We start from the raw sequence: 8,414 nt of genomic DNA, 5'->3' as shown, positions 1-8,414 counted from the left end.
GGCCAAGCCGGCCGCGGCGAAGGCCGCGCCCGCGGCGGAGTCCACCGCTGGTCCGGAGTACGTGACGCTGCGCGGCCCGAGCGCCGCGGTCGCGAAGAACATGAACGCCTCGCTGGAACTGCCCACGGCCACGTCCGTGCGCGCCGTCCCGGTGAAGCTGCTCTTCGACAACCGCATCGTCATCAACAACCACCTGAAGCGTGCCCGGGGCGGGAAGATCTCCTTCACCCACCTCATCGGCTACGCGATGGTGCAGGCCATCAAGGCCATGCCGTCGATGAACCACTCCTTCGTGGAGAAGGACGGCAAGCCGACGCTGGTCAAGCCGGAGCACATCAACTTCGGCCTCGCCATCGACCTGGTGAAGCCCAACGGCGACCGCCAGCTCGTCGTCGCGGGCATCAAGAAGGCCGAGACGCTGAACTTCTTCGAGTTCTGGCAGGCCTACGAGGACATCGTCCGCCGCGCCCGTGACGGCAAGCTGACGATGGACGACTTCACCGGTGTCACGGTCTCGCTGACCAACCCCGGCGGCCTCGGCACCGTCCACTCGGTCCCGCGTCTGATGCCCGGACAGTCGGTCATCATGGGCGTCGGCTCGATGGACTACCCGGCGGAGTTCCAGGGCACGTCCCAGGACACCCTGAACAAGCTCGGCATCTCGAAGGTCATGACGCTCACGTCGACCTACGACCACCGGGTGATCCAGGGCGCCGCGTCGGGCGAGTTCCTCCGCATCGTCGCGAACTACCTCCTCGGCGAGAACGGCTTCTACGACGAGATCTTCGAGGCCCTGCGCATTCCGTACGAGCCGGTCCGCTGGCTCAAGGACATCGACGCCTCGCACGACGACGACGTAACGAAGGCCGCCCGTGTCTTCGAGTTGATCCACTCCTACCGGGTCCGCGGCCACGTCATGGCAGACACCGACCCGCTGGAGTACAAGCAGCGCAAGCACCCCGACCTGGACATCACCGAGCACGGGCTCACGCTGTGGGACCTGGAGCGCGAGTTCGCCGTCGGCGGCTTCGCCGGCAAGTCGATGATGAAGCTGCGCGACATCCTCGGCGTCCTGCGCGACTCGTACTGCCGCACCACCGGCGTCGAGTTCATGCACATCCAGGACCCGAAGCAGCGCAAGTGGATCCAGGACCGCATCGAGCGCTCCAACACCAAGCCGGAGCGCGAGGAGCAGCTGCGCATCCTGCGCCGGCTGAACGCCGCCGAGGCCTTCGAGACCTTCCTGCAGACGAAGTACGTCGGCCAGAAGCGCTTCTCCCTGGAGGGCGGCGAGTCCGTCATCCCGCTGCTCGACGCGGTGCTGGACTCGGCTGCCGAGTCCCGCCTGGACGAGGTCGTCATCGGCATGGCCCACCGCGGCCGCCTGAACGTCCTCGCGAACATCGTCGGCAAGTCGTACGCGCAGATCTTCCGCGAGTTCGAGGGCAATCTCGACCCGAAGTCGATGCACGGCTCCGGCGACGTGAAGTACCACCTGGGCGCCGAGGGCGTGTTCACCGGTCTGGACGGCGAGCAGATCAAGGTCTCGCTGGCCGCCAACCCCTCGCACCTGGAGGCGGTCGACCCGGTCCTGGAGGGTGTCGTCCGCGCCAAGCAGGACGTCATCAACAAGGGCGGCACGGACTTCACGGTCCTGCCCGTCGCCCTGCACGGCGACGCGGCCTTCGCGGGCCAGGGCGTGGTCGCGGAGACCCTGAACATGTCGCAGCTGCGCGGCTACCGCACCGGCGGCACGGTCCACGTGGTCATCAACAACCAGGTCGGCTTCACGGCGGCGCCCGAGTCCTCGCGCTCCTCCATGTACTCGACCGACGTGGCCCGCATGATCGAGGCCCCGATCTTCCACGTGAACGGCGACGACCCGGAGGCCGTGGTCCGCGTCGCGCGACTGGCCTTCGAGTTCCGCCAGGCGTTCAACAAGGACGTGGTGATCGACCTCATCTGCTACCGCCGCCGCGGTCACAACGAGTCGGACAACCCGGCCTTCACCCAGCCGCTGATGTACGACCTGATCGACAAGAAGCGCTCGGTGCGCAAGCTCTACACCGAGTCCCTCATCGGTCGCGGCGACATCACGCTGGAAGAGGCCGAGCAGGCCCTGCAGGACTACCAGGGCCAGCTGGAGAAGGTCTTCACCGAGGTCCGCGAGGCGACCAACGCTCCGGCCGAGGCCCATGTCCCGGACGCGCAGCCCGAGTTCCCGGTGACCGTCACCACGGCGGTCTCCCAGGAGGTCGTCAAGCGCATCGCCGAGTCCCAGGTCAACATCCCCGAGCGCGTCACCGTCCACCCGCGCCTGCTGCCCCAGCTGCAGCGCCGCGCGGCCATGGTCGAGGACGGCACGATCGACTGGGGCATGGGCGAGACGCTGGCCATCGGCTCCCTGCTCCTTGAGGGCACCCCGGTGCGCCTCTCGGGCCAGGACTCCCGCCGCGGCACGTTCGGCCAGCGCCACGCGGTGCTGATCGACCGGGAGACGGGCGAGGACTTCACCCCGCTCCAGTACATGTCCGAGGACCAGGCCCGCTACAACATCTACGACTCGCTCCTGAGCGAGTACGCGGCGATGGGCTTCGAGTACGGCTACTCGCTCGCGAGGCCCGAGTCCCTGGTCATGTGGGAGGCGCAGTTCGGCGACTTCGTCAACGGCGCCCAGACGGTCGTGGACGAGTTCATCTCGTCGGCGGAGCAGAAGTGGGGCCAGACGTCCGGCGTCACCCTGCTCCTCCCGCACGGCTACGAGGGCCAGGGCCCGGACCACTCGTCCGCGCGTCCCGAGCGCTTCCTACAGATCTGCGCCCAGAACAACATGACGGTCGCCATGCCGACCCTCCCGTCGAACTACTTCCACCTCCTGCGGTGGCAGGTGCACAACCCGCACCACAAGCCGCTGGTGGTCTTCACCCCGAAGTCGATGCTCCGCCTCAAGGCGGCCGCGTCGAAGGCGGAGGAGTTCACGACGGGCGGCTTCCGTCCGGTCATCGGCGACGCCTCGGTGGACCCGTCCGCCGTCCGCAAGGTCGTCTTCACCGCGGGCAAGGTCTACTACGACCTCGACGCGGAGCGCACCAAGCGCGGCTCGACGGACACGGCCATCATCCGCATCGAGCGCCTGTACCCGCTCCCGGGTGCCGAGCTCCAGGCGGAGATCGCCAAGTACCCGAACGCCGAGAAGTACCTGTGGGCCCAGGAGGAGCCGGCGAACCAGGGCGCCTGGCCGTTCATCGCCCTCAACCTGATCGACCACCTGGACCTGGCGGTCGGCGCGGACGTTCCTCACGGGGAGCGGCTGCGGCGGATCTCCCGTCCGGCGTCCTCTTCACCGGCGGTCGGCTCGGCGAAGCGGCACCAGGCTGAGCAGGAGCAGTTGGTGCGAGAGGTGTTCGAGGCCTAGGCCTCGTCCCACGGCATGTGAAAGGGGTCGGCCCCGAGTCCTCAGGACTCGGGCCCGACCCCTTTCGTACGTCCCGTCTAGCCCAGGTAGGCCTCGAAGTCCCAGTAGGGCCGGGTGCGCTGGCGGGCCGAGATGGTGTGCGGGTGCTGGGCGCCCAGGGTGCGGGTGAGTGAGAGAAGGCCGTCCTCCTCCAGCTTCCCCGCCTCCTCCTGCTCCCGGGCCGCACGCAGATCCGCGGAGAGGGCCACCTGGCAGGACAGCGTGAGCGGGTGCTCCTCCCCCAGCGAGTGCCGGGCGCGGCGCAGGGTGTCGCGGCTCAGGTCGACGGCGTCGGAGATACGGCCGTTGAAGTTGCGCGCACTCGCGGCGTTCAGCGCACAGCCCAGCACCCAGGGGTGGTCGGGGCCGAGCGTGGCGGTGAGACCGGCCATCGCGGACTCGAACATCGACATGGCTTCGGCGCGTTCGCCGGCGGCCTGCATGACCAGTCCGGTGTTGGAGAGCATGCCGGTCGCGACAGGGTGTGCGGGGCCGAGGAGAGCTCGGTAGCCGGCTTCCGCCTCCGCGATCAGATCGCGCGCCTGGCTCAGGTCGCCGTGCTCCCGCAGGAAGTTGCCGTAGTTCGTCAGGAAGGACAGCGTGCGGTAGTGCTCCCGGCCGTGCAGCTGGACCAGCTGTTCCAGGAGGCTGGCCATGGAGGGCCCCACGTCCTGTGTGTATCCGCCCTCGCGACGGCGGCACATGGCCAGTTGGGCGCGCGCCTCCAGGGTCTGCGGATGCAGTGGACCGAGCACCTGCACATGGAGTCGGACGATCGGCTCCTGACGGGACAGCGCGTCGCGGTAGCGGCCGAGCAGGCGCAGATCGTGGCCGACCGCGCTGCCCGAATTGAGCGTGCTGATGTGCCTGGCTCGCAGCGTGCTCTCCCGCAGGGCGAGGGTCTCCAGGTCGAGTTCGTACGCCTCCGCGTACCTGCCGAGGAGCCGCAGACCGACGCCCAGGTTGTGCCGGGCGATCAGTGTGGGAGCCTCGTCCGGGCCGAGCAGACGGTTGTTGCCATCGTGGACCTCTCGCTGCAGGGTGTGCGCCTCCTCGTATCGCCCGAGGTGGCGCAAGCTGTTGGCCATGGCGCTTTTGGTGCTCAGCTCTCCGAGTTCGCTGCGTTGTGGAGCTGTCTGCAACCTCGTAAGAACACCGTCGTCGAGTTCGTACGCGTCCCGGAACCGGCCGCTGGCCCGCAGGATGTTGCTCTCCTGGGTGGTCAGGTCGAGCATCGGCTGGGCCAGCGGTTCCACCGTCCGGGACCAGCGGTCACGGATCTGCTGCGCCAATTCGAGGCCGCCGTTGTACTCCCCGCTGCGGAAGCAGTACCGCAGGCAGTTCAGTACAGCCTCCTGGACCCGTGGCCGGGTGCTGTCCAGCGCGCCGGAGGGTTCCAGGTGCGGGAGCAGCTCGGCGTATCGGGGCCAGTTCCTGCTGTCCAAGGGGTTACCGGGGTCGGCCTCCGCGAGGAGGCTGCGGACGGCCTTGCGATGAGTGGCGCGGCTGTCCTCGCTGGTCAGTTTGGAGACGATGTCGTGGACGAGCCGGTGCATGTGGACGGACTCCTGGTGCGGGCCCATCTCGGCGCCGGCGGGACCGCGGGTCTCACGCGTGAGCACCGAGTAGTTGACCAGCGTGTCCAGGGCCCGGGTCCAGGCGGGCAGGTCGGTGGCCATCCACCGCAGCTCCTCGGGGAGTTCGGCCTGCGGATAGGCGCGGATCAGGCCGAGCGGGATACGTCCGGGTGCGAAGGACGTGCTCAGGCTGAGGACGTCGATGGCCTGCGGCTGCGAGCGGCGGAGCCTGTTGAGCAGTATCGACCAGGAGGTCATGGAGGACTGTGGGAAGCCCTCTCCGGTGGCGGGTTCGTCGACGGTGGTGAGCTTGCGCTCGCGGACCATCCGCAGGTACTCGGGCACTTCCATGCCGGACTCGCCGAGCCAGGAAGCCGCCTGCACGAGCGGCAGCGGTACGTCGCCGAACTCGACGGCGACCTCGTCGGCCTGGTCCGAGGTGATGTGGGGTGCTCGGCGCATGAGGTATCCGGTGGACTCCGCACGCAGGAAGGCGGGGATCTCCAGGATGTCCGTGTGCTCGCTCCAGCCGCGGTTGCGGGAGGTGACCAGGACATGCCCGGAACCCTGCGGGAGCAGCGTGTTGATGCCTTCGGTGTCGTCCCAGCCGTCAAAGATCAGCAGCCAACGGGAGTGCGGCTCCCCACGCCGCAGGGCGTCCCGCACGGCGCGGATGCGCTCGCCCGGCTCACTGCCGCTGCGCAGACCGAGTTCCACGGCGAGTTCACCGAAACGGTCACGCTGGATGTTGCGGTCGTCGGAGTTGATCCACCACACCATGTCGTAGTCGGGGCTGAAGCGGTGTGCGTACTCGGCGGCGAGCTGGGTCTTGCCGATGCCGGACATGCCGAGCAGGGTGCAGGCGGAGGCGCCTCGTTCGGCGTCGGAAAGGCGCTGGTGAAGGTCGGTGAGCAGGTCGTCCCGGCCGGTGAACCGCGGGTTGCGGCGCGGAACCTCCCCCCAGACCTCGGCGCGTGTCTCCGGGTAACGGAGCCGGGTGGGAACGGACCTCGGGTTACGGCGGCGCTCCAGGCCGAGCCGACTCAGCAGACGCTCCTCGGCCGCCTCCTCGCTCAGCCCCCACAGGCTGGCCGGTTCGAGGACCGCGGTGGCCGGAAGCAGCGGCCGGTTGGTGAGGTTGACCGCGGCGAAACGGTCGGCGTGCGCGGCGACGAAACCGCGCAGGGCGTCGTTCCACTCGCCCGCAGGGCGCGGACCGAGCTCGAAGAACCAGTCGTTGAGGACCAGGAGTACCCGCCCGCTGGACAGCAGGAGGTCGCCCAGCGAGTCCTCGAGCGGGACCTCGCGGGGTGGATCCCAGCGCTGCTGGGTGGCCCGGTGACCGTGACGCTCCAGGCACTGTGCGATCCATGCTGCCCACGAGCGGTGGTATCCCGGGAAGACCACGAGGAAGTGCTCGGGTGCCGCCGCGCTGTCCCGGCCCGTCCCCCGCTGTTCCGCCATCACACGCTCCCTGCTTCCCACGTCCGTCGCGCTTGTCCGCCGGGTGCGTCTCATTCATGCGTCCGCACACGACGCAACTGATCTTGCACCCAGTGTCACCCAGGATTTCGGGTCGCCACGCCGAGACTCGCGTGATGCCTGCTCATCTCGTGGACGAACTCCCTTCCCGCAAAGGTCAGTTCATCGGATTCGAGGAGAATGGACAAGGCTTCCCCGACCTGTTCCCGGTAGGTCTCGAACTGCTGCGTGGCCTTACGTCGCCATGCGTCGGGAGTGACCGGCCCGGTCCGTGCCCGCCACCAGAGATCGGTGAGCGCGAGATGTGCGTACGCCCCCTGGAGTACGCCCGGAACGGGGCGCGGGTCGAGCCGCCATGCCACCCGGTGGAGGGTCCCGCCGCCCGGACGGTACAGGGGCACGAATTCGTGCAGGGCGGCCAGTTTGGTGTGGTGGGACTCGTGTACCAGGGACTCCGCCAGCTCGCTTGCGTCGGCGGGCAGTTGAGTCAGTACGGCGCCCGGGGAGGACCGGAGCGTGGCGCTCATCGTGATGCCTCCGTCCCCCACCGGAGACACGAGCGGTACCACGGCGCGCAACACCGCGCTCGTCTCAGCGGCGCGCCCCGGGTCGGTCGCCGACAGGAGCGTGTGCGCCTCGTGCCATATCCGGGCCCACGGCCGGTGGTCCGAGTGCGGGCGATCGGCCGCAGGCAGGGCCGCGGGGCCGATCCCGCGCCGCGGCACTCGGTAGGGGTCGAGGTCGTCAAGGACAACGGTACTGCCGGGCAGTGTCCGTAATGCGGACCAGCCGGGTCCACTGCCGACCGGACGCCGTGTGCCCGACTCGCCTCGTGCCGTGGGGCGGGGCAGGATCACCTCGCTCCCGCCCGCGCCGTCCGTGATCCGCACCAGCCCACCCCGGCCTCTCAACCGGGCGCTGCCCGACGGGCAGTGCAGCACGCCGAGACCGGGCAGCACCAGGCTGCCCGACGACTGTGTGAGCGTGCCGCCGACCTGGCAGCCCGCGCGGACAGCGGCGGCGACTGCCACGCCGCCCAGATGCGCCAGGTGCCTCTCGAAGGCGGGGCCCACGGGCGCGGCAAGCGTCTCGGTGAGCCAGGCGCCGGTCATCGGGTAGTCGACGACGTCACGGACGGCAGCGGGGTCGCTGCGCTCAGCCCGCTCCAGCAGTGCCCAGCCCTGCTCGAAGCGCCGGCCCACCTCGGGCGCCAGCAGGGCACGCCGCTGTTCGAACCGGACGAGGAGGGATTTGACGAGCAGCATGCGACGCGCGTGGAGTGCGGCACGCAGTGCCGCGGTGGCCTCCGGGAGAGGCCGGGTCCGCGCGAGTTCCGTGAAGACCTCCAAAGGGACGGCTGCCAGGGTCATCCCTGGTCTTCCTCACCCGCGAGGGCACCAGTGACCGGAAACGTACGCTGGCCGCCTTCGCCACCCACATACCAGACCTGTCCGAACTCACGGGAACTCTTCAGCACTTGATCGACAGCCGCGATGAGCCCCGGATCATCCATGGCACGCAATGTCCGCAGGTCGACGTCGGTGAGGTCGGGCAGGGCCACCGTCCGTCCGGTGTCCCGGCCAGGGTCGGCCGCCCGATTCCTCTGCTCCCCCACCCTCGGCTCCTCCCTGCCGACGCCCGCCCCGCACGGCCGCAACGGCTGCCCAGTTCTTCCCGACGCGTGGGAATCAGAAACCCTTACCGATCAACTCCGGTCATGCGCCGCGTGGTCGAGCCGCTCCTCGGACCAGGGGTACCAGAGCGGCGAGGCGCGGCTCCATTCGTCGTCCGGCAGCGGCCTGCGCCCGCTCGGCGGAGCCGTCTGCGCGGCGAGTTCCTCCGCCGCCCCGCGGGTCGACTCGACGTCGTCCCAGTCGACTTCGGTGAGCACTCCGACGAGC

Annotated in this window: 5 protein-coding genes; 1 reads left to right on the top strand and 4 read right to left on the bottom strand. The window is 69.3% G+C overall.

Features of this window, described 5'->3' with window-relative positions; genetic code table 11:
• Window positions 1-3,415: multifunctional oxoglutarate decarboxylase/oxoglutarate dehydrogenase thiamine pyrophosphate-binding subunit/dihydrolipoyllysine-residue succinyltransferase subunit (locus tag O3Q52_RS43510; RefSeq protein ID WP_269654051.1), on the top strand; the 3,415-nt coding region annotated here is incomplete at its 5' end.
• Window positions 3,416-3,492: 77 nt separating this feature from the next.
• Here the strand turns inward: O3Q52_RS43510 and fxsT are convergent.
• From fxsT to O3Q52_RS43490, 4 genes are all read right to left on the bottom strand, one after another.
• Window positions 3,493-6,495 (bottom strand): FxSxx-COOH system tetratricopeptide repeat protein, encoded by a 3,003-nt coding sequence (fxsT, locus tag O3Q52_RS43505; RefSeq protein WP_269654050.1) that lies wholly within the window; start codon window positions 6,493-6,495, stop codon window positions 3,493-3,495.
• Between the two features lie 95 nt (window positions 6,496-6,590).
• The gene (locus O3Q52_RS43500; protein WP_269654049.1) at window positions 6,591-7,883 is read right to left on the bottom strand and encodes an HEXXH motif-containing putative peptide modification protein; all 1,293 of its coding nucleotides are present in this window, start codon (window positions 7,881-7,883) and stop codon (window positions 6,591-6,593) included.
• The gene (locus tag O3Q52_RS43495; RefSeq protein WP_269654048.1) at window positions 7,880-8,074 is read right to left on the bottom strand and encodes a hypothetical protein; all 195 of its coding nucleotides are present in this window, start codon (window positions 8,072-8,074) and stop codon (window positions 7,880-7,882) included. The genes O3Q52_RS43500 and O3Q52_RS43495 overlap by 4 nt, the downstream gene beginning before the upstream one ends.
• Window positions 8,075-8,218: 144 nt before the next feature.
• Window positions 8,219-8,414 (bottom strand): hypothetical protein (locus O3Q52_RS43490; RefSeq protein ID WP_269654047.1); only part of this gene is annotated, 196 nt, incomplete at its 5' end.

The organism is Streptomyces sp. ActVer (assembly GCF_027270795.1).
In the GTDB taxonomy this organism is placed as follows: domain Bacteria; phylum Actinomycetota; class Actinomycetes; order Streptomycetales; family Streptomycetaceae; genus Streptomyces; species Streptomyces umbrinus_A.
Note: the sequence above shows the minus strand (reverse complement) of the source record. Positions and strands in the feature narration are given on the sequence as shown.